General features: G+C 46.3%; 18 protein-coding genes. 5 read left to right on the forward strand and 13 right to left on the reverse strand.

From position 1 onward, the window contains the following. Positions 1–13: 13 nt before the first annotated feature. The gene (locus BIZ37_RS16540; RefSeq protein ID WP_187462410.1) at positions 14–1,012 is read right to left on the reverse strand and encodes a substrate-binding domain-containing protein; all 999 of its coding nucleotides are present in this window, start codon (positions 1,010–1,012) and stop codon (positions 14–16) included. A gap of 357 nt (positions 1,013–1,369) precedes the next feature. Between BIZ37_RS16540 and BIZ37_RS16545 the strand changes: the two genes are divergently transcribed. The 3 genes from BIZ37_RS16545 (at position 1,370) to BIZ37_RS16555 (ending at position 3,672) form a co-directional block, all read left to right on the forward strand. Next, complete coding sequence (locus BIZ37_RS16545; RefSeq protein WP_187462411.1) at positions 1,370–2,647, forward strand: DUF5666 domain-containing protein; 1,278 nt, start codon at positions 1,370–1,372, stop codon at positions 2,645–2,647. Positions 2,648–2,813: 166 nt separating this feature from the next. Then, positions 2,814–3,230, forward strand: coding sequence for a hypothetical protein (locus BIZ37_RS16550; protein ID WP_187462412.1), 417 nt, complete (start codon positions 2,814–2,816; stop codon positions 3,228–3,230). Positions 3,231–3,510: 280 nt separating this feature from the next. Further along, positions 3,511–3,672, forward strand: a complete 162-nt coding sequence (locus tag BIZ37_RS16555) for a hypothetical protein (protein WP_187462413.1) — start codon at positions 3,511–3,513, stop codon at positions 3,670–3,672. Positions 3,673–3,771: 99 nt separating this feature from the next. Here the strand turns inward: BIZ37_RS16555 and torA are convergent, their stop codons facing one another. The 8 genes from torA to punC all read right to left on the reverse strand — a co-directional run bounded on the left by torA (position 3,772) and on the right by punC (position 12,762). Then, a complete protein-coding gene (gene torA, locus BIZ37_RS16560) occupies positions 3,772–6,231 on the reverse strand; it encodes a trimethylamine-N-oxide reductase TorA (protein WP_187462414.1) in 2,460 nt (819 codons plus the stop codon). A gap of 22 nt (positions 6,232–6,253) precedes the next feature. After that, positions 6,254–7,438, reverse strand: coding sequence for a pentaheme c-type cytochrome TorC (gene torC, locus BIZ37_RS16565; protein ID WP_107300478.1), 1,185 nt, complete (start codon positions 7,436–7,438; stop codon positions 6,254–6,256). 45 nt (positions 7,439–7,483) lie between these two features. Continuing rightward, positions 7,484–7,660 (reverse strand): trimethylamine N-oxide reductase system protein TorE, encoded by a 177-nt coding sequence (torE, locus tag BIZ37_RS16570; protein WP_082008535.1) that lies wholly within the window; start codon positions 7,658–7,660, stop codon positions 7,484–7,486. A 534-nt stretch (positions 7,661–8,194) separates the two neighbouring features. Next, positions 8,195–8,866, reverse strand: coding sequence for an arginine ABC transporter permease ArtM (artM, locus tag BIZ37_RS16575; RefSeq protein ID WP_187462415.1), 672 nt, complete (start codon positions 8,864–8,866; stop codon positions 8,195–8,197). After that, on the reverse strand, positions 8,863–9,597 hold the full coding sequence (gene artQ / locus BIZ37_RS16580) for an arginine ABC transporter permease ArtQ (protein ID WP_187462416.1): 735 nt from the start codon (positions 9,595–9,597) through the stop codon (positions 8,863–8,865). The genes artM and artQ overlap by 4 nt, the downstream gene beginning before the upstream one ends. 3 nt (positions 9,598–9,600) lie before the next feature. Continuing rightward, positions 9,601–10,332 (reverse strand): lysine/arginine/ornithine ABC transporter substrate-binding protein, encoded by a 732-nt coding sequence (locus BIZ37_RS16585; RefSeq protein WP_107300481.1) that lies wholly within the window; start codon positions 10,330–10,332, stop codon positions 9,601–9,603. Positions 10,333–10,424: 92 nt separating this feature from the next. Further along, the gene (artP, locus tag BIZ37_RS16590; protein ID WP_187462417.1) at positions 10,425–11,153 is read right to left on the reverse strand and encodes an arginine ABC transporter ATP-binding protein ArtP; all 729 of its coding nucleotides are present in this window, start codon (positions 11,151–11,153) and stop codon (positions 10,425–10,427) included. A 397-nt stretch (positions 11,154–11,550) separates the two neighbouring features. Beyond that, positions 11,551–12,762: a purine nucleoside transporter PunC gene (gene punC, locus BIZ37_RS16595; RefSeq protein ID WP_187462418.1), complete on the reverse strand. Its 1,212-nt coding sequence runs from the start codon at positions 12,760–12,762 to the stop codon at positions 11,551–11,553. A gap of 271 nt (positions 12,763–13,033) precedes the next feature. On the opposite strand from punC, the gene punR reads away from it, so the two are divergent. After that, positions 13,034–13,936: a DNA-binding transcriptional activator PunR gene (gene punR / locus BIZ37_RS16600; RefSeq protein ID WP_107298446.1), complete on the forward strand. Its 903-nt coding sequence runs from the start codon at positions 13,034–13,036 to the stop codon at positions 13,934–13,936. 22 nt (positions 13,937–13,958) lie between these two features. Here punR and BIZ37_RS16605 read toward each other — a convergent pair whose 3' ends face one another. From BIZ37_RS16605 to BIZ37_RS30675, 4 genes are all read right to left on the reverse strand, one after another. Then, the gene (locus tag BIZ37_RS16605; RefSeq protein ID WP_187462419.1) at positions 13,959–14,171 is read right to left on the reverse strand and encodes a DUF2986 domain-containing protein; all 213 of its coding nucleotides are present in this window, start codon (positions 14,169–14,171) and stop codon (positions 13,959–13,961) included. Between the two features lie 141 nt (positions 14,172–14,312). Beyond that, the gene (locus BIZ37_RS16610; protein WP_187462420.1) at positions 14,313–14,936 is read right to left on the reverse strand and encodes a hypothetical protein; all 624 of its coding nucleotides are present in this window, start codon (positions 14,934–14,936) and stop codon (positions 14,313–14,315) included. Positions 14,937–15,362: 426 nt separating this feature from the next. Then, on the reverse strand, positions 15,363–16,367 hold the full coding sequence (locus BIZ37_RS16615) for a substrate-binding domain-containing protein (RefSeq protein ID WP_187462421.1): 1,005 nt from the start codon (positions 16,365–16,367) through the stop codon (positions 15,363–15,365). Positions 16,368–16,515: 148 nt separating this feature from the next. Then, positions 16,516–17,490 (reverse strand): AraC family transcriptional regulator, encoded by a 975-nt coding sequence (locus BIZ37_RS30675; RefSeq protein ID WP_187462422.1) that lies wholly within the window; start codon positions 17,488–17,490, stop codon positions 16,516–16,518. Between the two features lie 130 nt (positions 17,491–17,620). Here BIZ37_RS30675 and BIZ37_RS16625 point away from each other — a divergent pair. After that, positions 17,621–18,513: TonB-dependent receptor plug domain-containing protein (locus BIZ37_RS16625; protein ID WP_187462423.1), on the forward strand; the 893-nt coding region annotated here is incomplete at its 3' end.

The following is an 18,513-nucleotide window of genomic DNA, read 5'->3' on the forward strand; positions in this document are numbered from 1 at the left end:
CTCTTATTGCTTTTTATTTTTGAGCGACGGACAAGCGACGTACTAGGGTAGGGACAAACATCCGGGTACATGTCTTGTTCTCATCACCTTTGGCAAGAGAAAGCGAAAGATTAGCTGCTTGCTCTGCCATGATGTTGATCGGGTAGCGCACTGTGGTCAGTTTCGGGCTCAAATATTTAGCGATGATACCATCATCAAAACCGATCAGAGAGATATCTTGCGGTGGAGTAATCCCATTTTCTTCTAGCACAGATAAACAACCCGCAGCCATGTTGTCGTTGTAGGCGGCAATGGCGGTTATCGGTAGGTTTTTGGAAAGCAGGTTCATCATCGCATGCTCGCCGCCAGCTTCATCAGGTGAGCTGTATTCGATGTAGTTTTCATCGGCTGGCAGGTTATAAGCGCGTAGCGCATCGAGGTATCCGGCACGGCGCTGTTCGGTATCTTCAATGTCGTGGTTTGAGCACACATAACCGATATGCAGGTGGCCGTTTTTGATCAGATATTCCGTTGCCAGGTAGGAACCTTTGTGGTTGTCGAGTGCAATACAGCGATGGGCAATTTCAGGAATGTAGCGGTTGATAATCACCATTCCCGGTACTTCATTGGCAAAATCAATCAGCTCTTGGTTACTCAATCCTTTACTGTGGATGATCAAAGATTCACAGCGGCTGTTAATCAATAGCTCTATGGCTTCTTTTTCCGTAACAGCATTGTGGTAGCCATTACCGATAAGAATTTGTTTGCCGTTCTGCCTCGCGATCTGATCGATTGCTTTGAGCATTGAGCCAAAGAAAGGGTCAGAAACATCGCCGACAACCACACCAACAGTATTGGTGGATTGGCTGACCAGTGCCCTAGCATTGGCGTTGGGGCGGTAGCCAAGCTCTTTCATCGCCTTTGTGACAGACGAAATAGACGCTTTACTGGCTTTAGGGGATTTATTGATCACACGTGATACCGTCGCAACGGACACACCGGCCAGCTTGGCCACATCTTTAATCGTAGCCATGGCTACACATCCTAGCTCAAATAATACTTGGCGCCTATTAAACACTGCCAGTGTAACGGGTGCAATAATGTTGCTTGAAAAAGATCTGAGCTATTGCACATAACCAATAAAATCAATAGGAAAGATTGGTGTAACCGTTACCAGTTAATGAGAGGGGATTGTCCGGCTTTGGTTACATTTTTTGTCATGATTAGAAGGCAGGAATTATCAGCCTTGAGGCAAGTTTCCTTTATGGGGATTCTATAATTACTAACAGTCAGCCAAGAGCCAATAATATTCTAATATGGCTTGTTGTATGGCTATAAGTTCAAATGATGGAAATATATCCAGGGAAAAGAGTTGGTTATAGGTAACTCTATGAGAAGTCTTAATTTGCTTACCTTAGCAATTGGCTTGTCCCTAGCAGTCACAGGGTGTGGTGGTGACTCAGGTTCATCAGATGGCGGTAGTGACATTGTCCCAAGCTCACCATTAGCACGAACAATAGGTACGGTAGATTCAGTCTCGTATCCAGACGAATCCTTCACTATCAATAAGCATCAACTTGACGGTTCACAGGCAACGATTAGTTATGATGACAGTAGCTACAGCTTTGATGAACTTAAGCAAGGGATGCAGGTTGAAGTGGAATATCAAGACAACCAAGCCCAGCAAGTGTATTTGCAACCCGCAGCAACTGGGCAGGTCACTGCAGTTTCCGATAGTAGCCTATCGATAAATGGGATTAGTTACGATTATCCAGGAAGCGGATTTAACGTGGGCGATTGGGTGATGCTATACGGTTTGGTCGAACCTGATGATAGTTGGAAAGTGACTGTCGTTACTGTGGTTGACCCTCAAACTACGGCAGAAATTGAAGGTGCAATATCAGGGCTAGATACTTCGCAAAGTGTGTTCACGATTGCCACTGTGCAGGTTGATTACTCTAACGCAGCTATCGAAGACAGCAGGTCGTTGGCTGATGGACTATGGGTTGAAGTCTACGGTCAGTTTGACGGCAGCCTGTTTGTCGCCTCAATCATTGATATCCGGGATAACGATGATGTACGTAATACTGAGCTTGAAGGAATTATTACTTGGGTAAGCCCAGATCTAACCAGTTTTGAGATTGGCGGTAATGTCCGGATATATACCAATGGTAATACTTCCTTTGATGATGGCACTCGGTCAAATCTGGAAATTGGTGCAGTGGTCGAAGTGGATTTGATCGAACTGGAGAACAAGCTTTTTGCAACTCGGGTTGATTTCCAAGATCAGGTAAGCGTACCGGATAATTTGGAATTCAACGTTGAAGGTGAAGCGAGTTATGACGGTGTTACATTGAGCATTAACGGTATTGCATTTGTTATTGATGCCAATACTGAGTTCGATGATGGCATTAGTCTATCCAACGTAAATGGACAGTGGGTAGAATTGGATGGCAAGTCTAGTAGCGGGAATTATGTTCTCAAAGAAGTCGAGCCCGAGCGTAAAGATAACGAGATAAGCCTAGAAGGACCGGTTGAGAACGGCATTATGTGGGGTTATTCTGCCACAGACAGTTCGCTTGAGCAGTTCAATGGTCAATGGGTTGATATTGAATGTCAGCGTGCTTCTGATAATTCACTCTCGTTTTGTCGCTTAGATCCTAATTGATTACCCACTTTCTCTACTTTTAAAGCCCTGAACAGTGCTAACAGCATCAAGTTCAGGGCTTTTTAACTCTATAGAGGTATGTTTAAACCTCTCGTTAACCGTATATCATCCCCTTTGTTTGACGTTCATATGCAGTTATCATTGAGTAACGCTTTGTTGAGGGGCTATGCAGATTCAAGAACATGTAAACCACATCATTCGAAAAGCAGATGGAAAACAACATAGCATTAATGGTAATTCGGTGCGTGTTACTAGAATCAACCATCATCTTTCTGCAAGGTTAAACGGGGCGATTATTCCCGTACACCAACTCAAATCCCTTCTCGAAACATACAACATCACAGAATTACTCAAAGATTGCCTGAAAGGCGATGAGTTTACTTCAGCTGAAGAAAAGATAAGAGCTTTCACAGGCTTTCAAATTAAAAGCCAAGACGGTGAAGACCTAACATCAGTATTATTGCCACAAAGGCAAACTCAAATTAATGGGCAAACCATCAGCTGCCTAATTAATAATGAGGCGAGATATCGCATTGGTGGGAAAAGAATTAGTGAGAGTGATTTAGAGGCGTTGTTTTCTTAACTAATAATGATTTTCAATTATAGCAATTGGTAATAAATCTTATAGCTCACGAACAAGATCTGGTTGGCATATATATCAGTCATATATCCAATATGCAGGTATAAGAGTATATAGGCTTTATAACTTTTTGTGCTTTCCTAGGTATGGTGTTCTGTATAATATTGTCATCATAAGGTATCTGGTACGTTTTGCGTGATTGATTTAATCATCAACATGCTCGATTATTTATTAATTCTTACTGCTTTGTTTTAGCAGCTCTTATCCTAGGTTATGCAAGAAAATGAAAAAACTGATTACTGTTGTTCTGATGTCACTCGTTGCCACTGGGTGTTCAACTGCTCAATCTGGACTCGAAAAACTGCCGTATTACGAGCCAACACCAACTGAAGTTAAAGTTGAGCAAACATATCAACATGCAGTAACAGCCCAAATGATGATTTAATTATTCCTAACAATCTTATTTTCTTTGTCACGAAGAACAAAGAAAAAAAGGGGAGTGGCCATTGGCGACTCCCCTTTAATTAATTTCTGCCAGCGAGAATTAACTCACTTCAATCGGCCCGCCGAATGAAGTTACCGGTGGAACCGTACCTGTGAACTTCTCGAACTCAACCAGACAGGTGTTGGCACTGGTTGCCTGGGCCAGTTCAGAAGACGGAATATCCTGAGTCAGGGTATTTGGATCGCCATAGGTATCCATTGCGCCTTCTTTCTCGCTTAGGGGGCCATACCATGCGCCTTCTTCGATACGAACAACGCCCGGAGCGTAACTATCAGTCAGTACCGCGCCTGCTAGCAATTGGCCACGGTCGTTGTAAACGCGGACCAAATCACCGTTCTGGATGCCCTTGGCAGCAGCATCTTTCGGGTTGATGTAAATTGGCTCGCGGCCTTGTACTGCATAGGTGGCTCGGAAGTCTTCCGATTCACACATCTGTGAGTGCAGGCGCTTGTCCGGGTGGCACGACTGCAGCCAGTACGGGTGTCTGTCTGAGCCCGGACCACCGTGTGAACGCTCGCTTTTCTCGAACCACATTGGGTGGCCCTGACAGTGCTCGTAGCCAAAGCGGTCAATCTTACGGCTGGTGATTTCGATAAAGCCAGATGGCGTGCCCAGCGGGTTGATCTCCGGATCTTCACGGAAGTCGGCATGGCGAACCCATGGTTTACCCGTACCGGCATCGAAGTAACCCTGCGCCCAGAACTCATCGAACTCAGGCATATCGAATTTGGCTTTGTTGGCATCTCGGCATTCGCTGTAAAGCTGGCGAACCCATTCCATCTCGTCCATACCACGGGTGTATTCTTTGTGGCGACCGAAACGACGAGCCACTTCTGTCATGATTTCGAAGTCTGTCTTTGACTGGAACAGTGGGTCAACCAGCTTTTGCATCGCAATCAGGCCACGGCCACTGTATGAACCGTAAACATCGATATCGTTACGTTCCCACTGGGTACAAGCCGGAAGTACGATATCCGAGAAGCGACAGCTTGCTGTCCATGCAAAATCAATGGTGACAACGGTTTGAAGTGCCTTGAAGGCTTTCTTCATCTTGTTGCGATCCTGGTGGTGGTGCCAAGGGTTACAGCCACTGATCACCATCATCTTGTAATCAGGCAGGGTCACTTTAGAGCCGTTGTAACGGATCTGCTTACCTGGCTCGAGCAGGCAGTCAATCCAGCGAGCAACCGGAATGGTACTGCTGTAGCCATTGAAGTCTTTGTTGTCCCATTTAGGCTTCTGGCCTTCGTCTGGGTTACGCGGGAAACCGCCCGGAGCTGCAAAGCCCGTTGAAGGTACGCCGATTGAGCTGTAGTGGTGGCCGTATGAGATACCACCGCCAGGTAGGCCAATTTGACCGACCATCGCAGCGATAACCGCACCCATCCAGTATGGCTGCTCACCGTGCTCCTGACGTTGGATACACCAGCCAAATAGCATCTGGGTACGGCCATTAACCAGCATGCGGGCAAACTCGCGGATCTTATCGGCAGAAACGCCACAGATCTCTGCTGCCCATTCTGGGTTTTTCTCAATCTTGTCTTTGGTTTCACCCATTACATACTGGATGAAGTCATCAAAGCCGAGGCAGTACATCTTGATGAAGTCTTTGTCGTAAAGCTCTTCGGTATAGAGGGTATGCGCGACACCCAACATAAACGCCACATCAGTTTGAGGGTTGATGTACATATGCTCGTTGTTCAGGTAACGCTGAGTTTTGTTCTTCACCGGGTCAACGGAAAGCACATTGATTTCGCCGTTGGCGACTTTCTCTTTCAGCTTTTCGAGGTATGCGAAGGACTCGTGGGTTTCACAGTTCCAGCCAACCTGCAGGTTTTTCACCGGGTCGTTAGCCCAAAGAACGATGTTGTCACTGTTCTCCAAGATTTCAGACCAAGAGGTACCCTGAGCATACACTTCAGTGGAGCCTAGCACGTAAGGCAAGATGGTCTGGCCGGCACCGGTCGAGTAGTCACCGACTTTCTTGATGTAGTTACCGTGCATACCGACAACGCGCTGCATGTGGTTACCACAACTGTGGAACTGGCCGGTCTGACGCCAACCGGTTTGACCGGCGTGTAGGGCCCAAGGACCGTAATCTTTTTGGATACGCTCTAGATCGCGGTAGAACAGGTCAATCGCTTCATCCCAGGTTACGCGGACAAAACGGTTGTTACCACGGGTCTCGGCACTGTATTTGTGCTTTTTCAGCCAGTCGAGGCGCACCATTGGGTAACGCACACGTGACGGGCTGTAAAGAATTCCTTTGATGCCGTTAAGCATCTCGGTTGGGTGTTTATCCAACTCCAGCGGTTTGATTTCTTGTAGCTTACCGCCGTAGATGTGGGCACGGAATGCTCCCCAGTGGGAGCCTGATACTTTCCAGGTGCCTACGGTTTCTGCAGCCATGGCCTTTGTTCCTAGCAGGCTAGGGCCAATCACTGATGCGGCGCTGGTTGCTACCATACCTTGTAGGAAACGTCTTCTGCTTACAGACATAGTCAATTACTCCATCAATCGCTTAGTGGTGGCCATCTGCAAAATCAGATGAGTGTTTCTGTAGGTACTTCAGCACCAAGGCTTTGCTATCGGTATCGAAGTTAACGAATGCCATCATGCCGTTGAACATGCCTGGCCAGGTGTTGGCATCGAAGTGGGCTTCATCCGGTTGGGTGTGGCAGACAGAACAGTTGGTGTTGTAAGACTGTTTTGCTTTCTCCCAGATAGGCTGGACGTCGGCCATAAGTGCTTCTTTCTTCATCCACACTTTGGCAGTTACACGCTGCCAAGGCAGGCCGGTTAGGTCATCTTCTTTGCGCTCGAATTTCTCGACAACCTGATCATTGGTTGCTGACTCTTTAAGCAGCGAAGCTACGGCGATGTTCATACCGAAATCTTCTTGGATAACACGGCCAAAGCCTTTGTCTTTGCGCCAGCCAGAGACTTCGACTTCGATAGCATCTGCGGTTTGGTCGATGACTTTGACAGAAGAGGCTGGGTTTAACAGGCCGGCTTCAGTGGAAAGCTCTTTTTCTTCGTAAAGCGGAAGGTGGCGTACGCTCACATATTGCTGGCCTGTTTCGAACTTGGTGCTCGAAGCTAGCTGCTCAAGTTCGCCAATCATGCCGCCGGAGCTGTCCATATTTTTCGGCAAGTTGTGGGCAATACCCTTGTGGCAATCAACACAGCTTTGATCGCGCTCTGCTGCTTGCTTCATTTGGATACGAGCAGTCGGACGCATGTTGTCGAAATCCATGCTGTCGTAGTTGTGGCAGTTTTTACATTCCAACGATTTGTTGGCAGAGAAGCGGTCCCATTCATGCTGGGCCAAGGCAACGCGGCGTTCTTCGAATTTTTCTTTGGTGTCTAAATCACCGAATACTTGGGCGAACACTTCTTTGCTGGCTTGCATTTTACGAGCGATCTTGTCAGTCCAATTGTGTGGAACGTGACAGTCAGGGCAGGTTGCACGGACACCGGATGTGTTTTTCCAGTGCACGGTCTCTTGCAGTTCTTGATAGACGTTATTTTCCATAGTGTGGCAGCCAATACAGAATTCTTCGGTATTGGTCACTTCCAACGCGGTGTTGAAACCGCCCCAGAAAATAACCCCTGCGATAAAGCCACCAAGGGTTAACACCCCGAGGCTGATATGAACACTTGGCCGAGAGAAAGTCTGCCAAGCTTTAGTTAGAAATGCTTTCATGTTGTGTACTCAATGTGTGGTTATTTGATTGTTGTTATGCCGGCTTTATCCCATATGGCCAGGAGGCCCTAAGAAGAAGACCTGCATCATCCAAACGAAAAAGCCGTAACCACCGACGGCGGCGACACTGAGGATGGGAAAGAGAAAAACTGTGATGAAAAAGAAAGCACGCCACTCACGTTGCTTTTCATCCTTAGCAACTGTGCTGATTCCGTTATTCATATATTTACCCGTTCTACTTTGTTAATTGAGCTAAAAGAAAAAGTGTTAACAAATGTTTTAAGGGGATCTTAAGATATATTTTTGTGCTGATTCAATTGGGCGAAAGCTATTGGTTTTACCTTATTAATTCTTTTTTGATCTGTAACGGAAAGATGAATGAGATGCGATTTTATATAACTATTTGTGGGTAGTTGTGAAAGATTGTTAATAGGGATTGTTGTATTTATTTTGTTAAATTGGTTTCCTTTTGGTTGTGCTTTTGATCTGGATAACAGGTAGATAAGGCTTTTTTACTGATTTGCCGATAAGTTGATCGGTAAGAAATGTGATCTAGATCTATATAAATATTAACCATGTAAACCGAAGGGTAATGCTTCACACATACATTAGTCAGGTTTATGACGTTTAAATTAATATCAAAATTGTTTCAGTGCGAATTTGATTTGAAATGAATTATTACAGATATGGCTTGTAAGGAATAAATAAGCTGGTGGTAACCAGCTTTTTAAATATCAGTGAAGGGGATTTTTTTTTCTATCTGGCCATCTCGAAAGCGAGGGCTTTTTTCTCAACTTGACGGAAGATGAGGGTAAGCACGCCATTGACCGTTAGGTAGAAAGCGCCTGCGACACTGAAGACCATTAAGGTATCGTAGGTTTGGGCGTTGATCCGCTGTGCGTAGCCCATGATATCCATGATGGTGATGGTACTAGCCAACGAGGTGCCCTTGAAAACCAAAATCACTTCGTTGGAGTAGGCTGGGATGGCCCTACGGATAGCATACGGAAGCAATACACCCAAGGTCGTCTTGGTATTCATCCCTAACGCTTTGCATGCCTGCCATTGACCTGAAGGGATAGCATTGAATGCACCTTTGAATAGTTGGGTACTATATGCGGCAGTATTCAAAGCCAGTGCCAGCATTGCACAGAACCATGGTTGGCTTAGCCACTGCCAGAAAATGCTTTCCCGTACCCACTCAAATTGTCCCGGACCGTAATAAATCAAAAAGATCTGCACCAACAAGGGGGTACCAGTAAACAAGGTAATGATACCGCGGCTCAACCAGTGCAGGCCCGGCGTCTTGAGGATCAGTGTCAGTGTCATCAGCAATGCTAGGGTACAACCTACCAGCAACGAGGCAGCGGTAAGTTCAAGGCTAACCACTAAGCCATCGAGAAGTTGCCAAACGTGCTGTTCATTCATGCGTTAGCTCCTTCCAGCGTGTTGGTTTTTGTCGCTTTTTGTTTTGCTGATTTACCTGATGGCGAGTGGCCATCCTGCAAGCTATATTTTTTGTCCAGTTGTTTGACCACCCGCTGGGTGATCAATGTAATGACCAAATACACCGCTGCAGCGCAGGCATACCAGGTAAAGCTTTCGTGGGTGGCAGCAGCGGTCAACTGGGCCTGTTTGAGCAAGTCGGTTACCCCAATCAAGGAGACCAAAGCGGTGTCTTTTAGCAGTACCAGCCATTGGTTGGTCAGGCCGGGCAGGGCATGGCGAACCGCTTGTGGCAGAACAATCTTGAAGAATGCCCGTGACTTGCTGATCCCCAATGCACTTGCCGCCTCCCTCTGGCCATTAGGGACGGCTTTGATGGCGCCTCGCAATGTTTGTGAGGCATAGGCAGCAAAGATAAGAGAGAGGGCAATCACCCCCGACAGGAACGGGCTGACCTCAATGAAAACTCCGGTCAGCAAGAACAGCACTTGAGTTGAGCCAAAGAAAATAAACAGTACAACCAATATTTCAGGTAAGCCCCGAAGCACGGTGACCAGCGCCGTTGTTGGCCAAGCAAGGGCACGAAAGCGCGACATCTCACCACTGGCAAACAGAACCGCCAAGACTAATCCTACAGTGACGCTGGCCAGGCTTAGCTGGATAGTGACCCAGCTAGCCTCAAGTAGCGTCAGAGCATAACCTGATAACGCCATAAATTACTCACCGAAGTACTTGTTGAAGATTTCGTCGTACTGGCCATTGGCTTTAACCGTTTTCAGTGCAGTGTTCAGCTTATCCAGTAGTTCTTGGTTGTCTTTATTGATGGCGATACCAAAACCGTTACCGAAGTATTTAGCATTGGTAACTTGCTCGCCAACATAAACAAGGTTGTCGTTCTTTTTGAACCACTCGGCCACGACGGCAGTGTCACCGAATACCGAATCGATACGGCCATTTTGCATATCGATAAATGCGTCCTGGTAGCTCGCATATGGAACAGCGGTAACACCGTCCAGTTGCTCAGTCAGGTAGCTTTGGTGGGTTGAACCGTTCTGCACACCAACACGCTTGCCTTTTAGTGCTGCTTGATCGGCAACTTTGCCATCAAGAGCAACGAATGCTGCAGAGTTGTCGTAGTATGCATCGGTGAAGTTCACGACTTGCTGGCGCTGTTCAGTAATATCAATACCCGAGATAGCTGCATCGTAACGACGGAATTTCAAAGCAGGGATCAGGCTATCGAATGGCTGGTTGTGGAAAGAACACTTGGCTTCAATCACGTCACATAGAGCATTGGCGAGATCGACATCAAAGCCCTGAATTTCGTTATTCTCATCAACGTATTCGAATGGGGCGTAAGTTGCTTCCATCGCAAACTTAATTTCTTCCTGAGCGGCTGCATTTGCTGAAGCCAAACCAATCAATGTTGCCAATACAATCTTTTTCATCGCGATACTCCGTGCGTCGTTAACTGCAGCATCACGATAGGCATGATGCTGGAAAATGGTGTCTATACCTAAGTTCGAATAGGTAACTAAATTTAGTGTGTGAGGTATTCGGCAAACTCCGGGGTCGAAGGAGTTGTGAAGGCCTCTTTGGTGCCGTGCTCCACCATGCGGCCTTTTTCAAGGTACAGCACGTGGCTGGCAATTTTCTTGGCAAAGTCCACTTCGTGGGTCACCACGACTTGGGTAATGCCGGTTTCACTCAGGTCATTAATAATTTTGACAACCTGGTTAGTAATTTCAGGGTCGAGTGCAGCCGTTGGCTCGTCAAACAACAACACTTCAGGCTTCATCATCAGTGCGCGGGCAATTGCTACCCGTTGTTGTTGGCCGCCCGAAAGCTGTAGTGGCCAGGCATCCGCTTTGTCTTCTAGTTGCAAGCGCGTTAGAAGAGCCATGGCTTCGTCAGTAGCTTGTTGCTTTGAGATACCTGCCACTTTCACCGGTGCTTCAATCAGGTTTTCCATCACGGTGAGGTGGGGCCAAAGGTTGTACTGCTGGAATACCATGCCGACTTTACGTCTTAGCTTCAGCGCTTCTTTTTCGCAGATAGATGTTGCGAAGTCATAGGCTTCGTTGGCAACCTGAAGCTGGCCGCTGTTGGCGTTTTCCAGCAAGTTAAGCACCCTTAGCAAAGAGCTTTTACCGGCGCCGCTCGGGCCAAGCAATACCAAGGTTTCGCCTTTGCCACAGGTGAATTCAACATCATGAAGAACCTGGGTATCACCATAGAATTTATTAACACTCTTTACTTGAATACTCATGCTGACTTACTGCATTAATCGTCACTTGATGGTTATATTACCCAGAGTGAGATCTTATGCAAGAAAAATGTATAAAAAATTCCGTAGGTTGCATTTTTGTTTGATTTTTGTTCTAAATTTTGTCTTTTATTCAATTTAAACCACTGTATTTAAGTGATTAGAGCGACAGATGTGAAAATGGCAAAATAGTGCGGTTTTGTTGTGTGGAATAATTAAGCAGAATAATGGCGAGAGGCGAGAGGCGAGAGGCGAGAGGCGAGAGGCGAGAGGCGAGAGGCGAGAGTGATCTGACCCCCGTAAAGTAGACACGGAAGACTACTGTAGGAAGGTGAACAGATAAAAAGAAAGGCCACTACGAGAGTGGCCTTAGATGTTTAGCGATTAGGGCAGTTTGGAATTATGCAGTCTGAGCCATTGCCGCTGATTCTTCACGGCGGGCTTTAACCACAAACGCGTAACCGATAACAGCGACGAAGCCTGTGATAAACATTGCAGTCGTTACAGTGATCAAGCCGTGCACCGCAAATGCAGATACCAAGCCGCTTGCTGCGAAGCACACCATGGTCTGGAGGAAGTTCAGAAGACCGGCAGCTGTTGCGCTACAGTTTTTGAAATCTTCCAGTGCCTTGCTGATGATCAACGGGTAGATGGCACCGTTAGCCACAGCTAAGAAACAGAATGGTACAAGGATCGGCCAAATCGTTGTTGGTTCAGTCTGTACAGAGATCATGAACATGACTGCAACGCTGGCAAAGAACAACTTCAGGATCCAAGGCAGCAGTTGCTGGCTGTCATATTTGTTCAGTAGGGTACGGCAACCGTAACCACCAACAATGAAAGCCACTGTCTGAGGCGCGTAGCTCAGACCGATATCTGCGCCTGAATAACCCATTGCCGCCATTACAAATGGTGAACCTGTAAGGTAAGCAAAGAATGCAGCAGAACAAGCAGCAAAGATAATCATATTACCAATGAATTTTTTTGAACTAAGGATCTGGGCATAATCGCGACGCAATTGCACAGAGACTTTTTCCTGCTTTTTAGTCAAATTGGCGCTTTCAGTTTCTTTCAGTGTCATAATGGACAAAACTGCACCAAAACCAACCAACGCGATAAAAATACTGCGCCAGCCGAACTGGTGTTCAAGCATCGCACCCGCCAATGGCGCAAGGGCTGGAGACAGGGCTACCAAAGGCATGATGGTTGCGAAAACGCGCTCAGAGACTTTGCCTTCGTAACGGTCAACCACAACAGCCTGCCAGATAACTGTTGCGCTACATGCCCCAAGTGCCTGGGCAAAGCGAGCAACCAACATCAGTTCAACGTTCGGTGCAAATGCACAGAAAACAGAAGCGATACTAAATAGTGTCATACCACCCAGTAACACTTTGATACGACCAATACGATCAGACAGCGGACCATAAATCAGCTGGCCAAGTGCCATACCCAACAAGAAAATACTCAATGTTAGGCCGATAAGTGATTGTGATGTATCAAAATCCTCTCGAATAACTTCGAAAGCAGGGAGGTACATGTCGGTTGCTAGGAAGCCCAGCATACTTAAACATGCAAACCAAATAATGGTCATTTTTGAAGGTTGATTTGTCATAACTTTATTTCTATTAACTGTTTTGTGCTTTGCGGCAAGTCTATACATGGTTTTTCATAGTGTGAAACGGTAAAATTTAAACATTGCTTTCAAAAAAATTGATGTGAGTGTTTTTTCACCTATTATATGCGTTTAAATCGAGTGCAATGCGTTAGGTTTAATATCAATCAGTTTGTGTTGTTTGGCAGCAATAAGTTGCAATTCTGCTGCTAAATGTAGCGGCTTTGACCTAGGTGTAAGGTGCTCAGAACGATTCAGATGGAACAGCAAAATGTTTTCTTATAATGATTTACAAGTAATTGATGTCGTTGCAAGGCGTGGCAGTTTTTCATCAGCTGCTGAAGAATTGCACAAAGTTCCCAGTGCTATTAGCTATACCGTCAGGGTGATCGAGGAGCGATTGGCAGTCGATTTGTTTGTAAGGCTCCATCGCCAAGTCCAGCTGACACCTGCCGGGGAGTTCTTTGTCGAGGAGGCAAGGGCGTTACTCAAGCAAATGGAGCAGCTAAAAATGCAAACCCAACGGGTGGCTAACGGCTGGTCGCAGAGTGTTTCTGTCGCGTTGGACACTGTGGTTCGTGAGAGCCGGGTGAATACCCTAGTTCGCGACTTTTACCGCCAGTTCCCCGATATGGAACTACACCTCACGATGGAGGTATTCAATGGTGTCTGGGATGCCTTGTCAGATGGCAGGGCAGATATCGCCATCGGTGCAACTGCGGCGGTACCAGTAAGTGGTCACTTCGATTATCGGGATATGGGAGTGTTGGAGTGGCGTTTTGTAATAAGCCCTGATCATCCTCTTGCGCAAACCGATTATCCGCTGGAAGCTGAAGAGCTCATTGAGTATCCAGCGATCTGCCTAGAAGATACTTCACGGGTTCTGCCTAAGCGTGTGACATGGTTGATGGATAACCAGCGACGGATCATGGTGCCGAATTGGCACAGTGCAATGTCTTGTTTGAAATCGGGGCTGGGGATCTGTGTCGTGCCTGAGCACAAGGCGCTACCACTTATCGAAAGTGGCGAGCTGGTGGAAAAGCAGTTAGCAGTAAAACCCCCTGTGAGCCCGTGTTGTTTGGCATGGAACAAAGAGAGCCAGAATCCGGCGATAGAATGGCTGCTCGATTATCTGGGTGATAGCGAGCAGCTCCATCGCGAATGGATGCGCTAGGCAAGGCGCTTAAAATTCGGGCTTATACAGCAGTGTTTTTGCTATCAACGCTTTCTGTATTATCTTCGACTGCGCTTGCATCTTGTGCTGGTTCGGCAGCCTGCTGGGCTTCAGCTTCCATCTTGGCACGCTCGGCCTTGGATATATAGCGCGGCTTGTTGCTGCGGTGCAACTTGGCGTTTGCTTTCTTCTGCTTTTTCTTCAGCGCTTCGTTAATTTTCTTCTTGCGGTTCATGTTTACATACCAAATCGAAATTGGCTGGCAATTCTAGGGGGAAATGTAGGAGAAAGAAAGGGGGAGTGGTTTTATTTATATTTCTTACAAGGGTGATGTGCCGGGAAGAACCCGGCACTTAGAAAATGAGACTTTGTTAGATCAACCTTCGTCTTCAATTTCTACTTCTGGTTCAGGGCAGCCTTCAATTGCTTCGCCAGGAACAGGCTCATCTTCAGAGAAGAAACCTTGTCCAACTTTTTTAGGTTTGGCTTTTTGCAATTGGATGACAATTTTATCGCCATCTTGAACGACAGGAACAGAGTCTCCTTTGTCAGTTCTTAATACTAATTCAGCTCCTCCACACTCTGGGAAGCCATCCTCCCAGATAGCCTCGGTTATTTCTTGTTTAAGGATTAGACTCGAGCCTCTGAAAACTTTAACAATAAAAGGGTTAGCTAACTCACAGGAAGTAATTAAAACACCTTCATCATCAACGGGGTCTTCGCAGTCCTCTTCAACATCATCAACGATAGAGAATGTGTTGCCAAATTTATCGACATATTCATCATTAGGATCAAGTGCTCCGACCCCAACGATAAACCGCCTTTCACTTGGTGTATCTTCGTCAATTCTGTTGAGTGCTTCAAAGTCCCATGTAAAGTCATTAGCCCAGTTCTTGGGAGCTATATCTGCAAAAAGTTTATCGTCACCTGCAGTTGCTGTGAATGAAAGGGTTGATAGTAATACCGCGGTCGTTGCTGCCAACTTGAAGTTAGAAGACATAGTTTTCTCCATGAAATGTAGTTTCTTTTATTGATTGGCAAATAAAGACTACTTCGGCTTTGGTTGGCGTAATTCTAATTTTTGAGAAATTTTGAGTGAGGAATTATGCGTACATCAAAGTATGGTTTTTGTGTGAAATTTGACTGCTTGTTAGTTATTGCGACTGTCTCAAGATACGGCTGTGGAAAGGTTCAAAATAGTTAAACTTAAGGCAAATATGTCACAACAAAAACCTGACTTGATGTTAATTGCGCTATTTTGCTTGGGCTTGAGGGCCGACTTTTTTAGACATCAAGTTCCATAAGGGAAGTTGGCTTTGCTATATCACTGGGTGGGTGATTTTAGGCATTTTTAAAGAATGAAAAAGCCAAACATTTTTGTCTGGCTCTCATTGTTAGGACGTTTGTTTTGTTAGTTAGATCAGGGTTACAGCGGTGCGACACCGACTGATAAACGACGCACTAATGTTGGGTTATACAATCTTGCTTGATTGGTATTTTTATTTTCGCTTGCCAGTTGCAAAGACAGTTTTGCCGCTTGTTCCGCCATTACTTGGATTGGATAGCGAATGGTTGTGAGCTTTGGATGAACGTATCGGGCAATATCGCCATCATCAAAACCGATTACTGAAATATCTTCAGGAATACGCAAATTATTTTCATGCAGGACGGATAGACAACCAGCTGCCATGTAGTCGTTGTAGGTGGCTACAGCAGTGACGGGCAAGTTCTTCGACAATAGGTTGGTCATTGCATATTCACCGCCAAGTTCATCCGGCTCACCGTATTCGATATATTCCTCGTTAGCTTCCAGGCCATGATCTTTGAGCGCTTCTAGATAGCCAGCTTTACGATCCCTGGCATCTTCAATGTTATGGCTAGAGCACAGGTAGCCAATATGCTTGTGTCCGTGGCGGATGAGGTATTCAGTCGCAAGGTAAGAACCTTTGCGGTTATCGAGCGAAATACAGCGTGAAGCAATTTCCGGTACGATACGGTTGATGATCACAAGTCCGGGTATTTCGTTGGCTAGGTCGATGAGTTCCTGATCGTCCAGTCCTTTACTGTGGATGACCAAGGATTCACAGCGGCTATTGATGAGCAGGTTTATCGCATTACGCTCTTTTACCGGGTCGTGATAACCGCTGCCGATCAGTAACTGTTTTTCATGTTGGTTGGCGATGGTATCGATGGCTTTTACCATGGTACCGAAAAAGGGGGCCGAGACATCATTGACCAAAACGCCAATGGTGTTGGTCGATTTGCTTACCAGTGCCCTTGCATTGGCGTTGGGGCGATAGCCGAGTTTTGCCATTGCCGCTTTTACGGCCTTAATCGCCGTTTCGCTGGTGTGTGGTGCGTTGTTTATCACCCTTGAAGTGGTGGCGACGGAAACGCCCGCTTCTTTTGCGACATCCTTGATGGTAGCCATAGAGCCCTCTTTCTTTACTGCTGGCTCATTAAACAATGGTTGGAGGGATAAGACAAACCCCTGTCAGTGTTTTTTCAAGGGATGAATTAATTATTGCAACCTGAATCACCCTACTCATTTTCAAGTAGGGTGAAAAATAAACACAAGCCTATTGTGGGCAGGCCATGAGATATGGTCGTCTGTTGCTGTTTCTTTCGTGGGTTTCCGCTTGGATGTTCACCAGCTCGATTGGAGAGATACCGAACTCCTTTTTGAACGCCAAGCTAAAATTGGAAGGATGCTTGTAGCCATAGCTGTATGCCGCTTCGCTAATGCTCATTAGTCCTTTTTCGATTTGGATCTTGGCAATTTCCAACCTGCGCTTGCGAATATACTGCTGAACGGTTTCCCCCATCTCTACCTTAAAGTGGCGTTGCAAACTGGAAATACTCATACAGACATGCTGGGCGATTTCAGACAAGGCAACAGGTTGTTTGAGATTACGCTCGATGAACTCAATAATCTGTGCCAGCTCGTTGCTGGTATGCGTTACCGGCAGCGAAATAGCTGGCGGCGTGTACTGGTATAGCTGTTGAACTAACGCCTGCATTAACAGGTTTATATACTGTTCCCGAACCAGGTGATTAGCCAATGTTTGTTGCTCCATAGGTTGGAGTAGCAAAGTGACTAAATGATTGATCTCTGCCGTGACGTTAATTTCCCAGTTGGCAAGGTGGGTGTCGATAAATTGGTTAACTGGACTTTGGTCTTCGAGCCGGCACCGGAACCATTCAGGTTTTACGACTATATGTATTTTCCTAACCTGTTCACCTTTATTGATCTGGCGCTGGAAGCAGCAGGGCTTGGTAATATTGACAGCGACACCTTTTACGCTGTCGGTTGCATCTAAATGGCAGTCAATATGGTCATAGCCAAAATGTAGCTCACCCTTTATTAGCAGGGTAAACACAACAGATTCTGATGCGCTGTAAGTGACATTGGCTGATTTGTCATGGGAAGTGGACCCACCATGAATCAAGATACCGTTATCAAGTGTTAACCTGATTGCCGTTGAGTCAGCGGTTTGGGTTGAAGACTGCCGAGATAAAGATTGCTGGCTCTGTATTGGGGTGTCGATACACACTTTCCTTTCCCTCATAAGCGGTTGGCGATTTTGCATAACTGTTAGCACTATTATTCTTATACCCAACACAATAACATAAATGATAATCAATCTCATTTATAATAATGTTGGAGTTAGGAGTTGTAACATGATGGACAAAGGGATATCCGGGCAATGCAGTTTGACCAAACTGGCTGTTGTCGTTTCGCTGGCTTTGAGTAGTCATGCATTTGCTGAACAGGGTAGTGAAGCTGATGAACAGATGATTGTCTGGGGAACGCAGGTATCGAGCAGTTCTGAATATCTTGGTGATCAGGATATTTCATTACGTCAGGCTGACCATATGTCAGATTTGTTGCGGTCTATCCCCGGTGTCGATGTTGGCGGGACGCACTCGGTAAACCAGCGGATCAATATCCGTGGGTTGGGGGAAACCGATCTTGATATCCGGTTAGATGGTGCGTCACAACACGCCAATATGTTCCACCATATCGGTAACCTGACCCTAAACCCCGATATCCTCAAATCTGTCGATGTCCAAGTCGGTAACAATTCGGTGACCCAGTCAGGCTTGGGCGGCGCTGTGTATTTCGAAACTAAAAATGCCCTTGATTTGCTGACTTACGGTGAACGCTTTGGAGCCAGAGTTTATGGCGGCGCAGCCAGTAATGACAATCGACAGGGCTCTTTGACCCTTTACGGCATGCTGACTGATCAAGTCGATGCTATGGTCTACGGCCATTATGTCGACAGGGATGACTTCAAAGATGGCAACGGTGACCGTACCTATGGAGCAGCAGGGGAAGTCTCGAATATCTTGGCGAAAGTCGGTTATTCACTTTCAGACCGTCACCGCTTTGAGCTGAGTTACGATATGTATCGTGATGAAGGTGATTACAATCCGCGTCCTGATATGGGGGGAAGTGCCAATAACGGCTTGACCGGTGAGGATCTTATCCCGACAGAATACGACCGCGATACGGTGACTGTTTCTTATGAATTAAGCGGAGACAGGCATCACGGTAAGTTGAACATTTACCGTAG

The sequence above is a fragment of the Photobacterium sp. BZF1 genome (assembly GCF_014349205.1).
In the GTDB taxonomy this organism is placed as follows: Bacteria; Pseudomonadota; Gammaproteobacteria; order Enterobacterales; family Vibrionaceae; genus Photobacterium.

Excerpts from the sequence above, each read along its gene's own strand:
- BIZ37_RS16605 (WP_187462419.1), bottom strand. The coding sequence starts at position 14,171 with ATGAACCGCAAGAAGAAAATTAACGAAGCGCTGAAGAAAAAGCAGAAG.
- punC (WP_187462418.1), bottom strand. The coding sequence starts at position 12,762 with ATGACAAATCAACCTTCAAAAATGACCATTATTTGGTTTGCATGTTTA.
- BIZ37_RS16550 (WP_187462412.1), top strand. The coding sequence starts at position 2,814 with ATGCAGATTCAAGAACATGTAAACCACATCATTCGAAAAGCAGATGGA.
- artM (WP_187462415.1), bottom strand. The coding sequence starts at position 8,866 with ATGAATGAACAGCACGTTTGGCAACTTCTCGATGGCTTAGTGGTTAGC.
- BIZ37_RS16615 (WP_187462421.1), bottom strand. The coding sequence starts at position 16,367 with ATGGCTACCATCAAGGATGTCGCAAAAGAAGCGGGCGTTTCCGTCGCC.
- BIZ37_RS16585 (WP_107300481.1), bottom strand. The coding sequence starts at position 10,332 with ATGAAAAAGATTGTATTGGCAACATTGATTGGTTTGGCTTCAGCAAAT.
- BIZ37_RS16610 (WP_187462420.1), bottom strand. The coding sequence starts at position 14,936 with ATGTCTTCTAACTTCAAGTTGGCAGCAACGACCGCGGTATTACTATCA.
- BIZ37_RS16545 (WP_187462411.1), top strand. The coding sequence starts at position 1,370 with ATGAGAAGTCTTAATTTGCTTACCTTAGCAATTGGCTTGTCCCTAGCA.
- punR (WP_107298446.1), top strand. The coding sequence starts at position 13,034 with ATGTTTTCTTATAATGATTTACAAGTAATTGATGTCGTTGCAAGGCGT.
- BIZ37_RS16555 (WP_187462413.1), top strand. The coding sequence starts at position 3,511 with ATGAAAAAACTGATTACTGTTGTTCTGATGTCACTCGTTGCCACTGGG.
- torE (WP_082008535.1), bottom strand. The coding sequence starts at position 7,660 with ATGAATAACGGAATCAGCACAGTTGCTAAGGATGAAAAGCAACGTGAG.
- artQ (WP_187462416.1), bottom strand. The coding sequence starts at position 9,597 with ATGGCGTTATCAGGTTATGCTCTGACGCTACTTGAGGCTAGCTGGGTC.
- BIZ37_RS16540 (WP_187462410.1), bottom strand. The coding sequence starts at position 1,012 with ATGGCTACGATTAAAGATGTGGCCAAGCTGGCCGGTGTGTCCGTTGCG.
- torA (WP_187462414.1), bottom strand. The coding sequence starts at position 6,231 with ATGTCTGTAAGCAGAAGACGTTTCCTACAAGGTATGGTAGCAACCAGC.
- artP (WP_187462417.1), bottom strand. The coding sequence starts at position 11,153 with ATGAGTATTCAAGTAAAGAGTGTTAATAAATTCTATGGTGATACCCAG.
- torC (WP_107300478.1), bottom strand. The coding sequence starts at position 7,438 with ATGAAAGCATTTCTAACTAAAGCTTGGCAGACTTTCTCTCGGCCAAGT.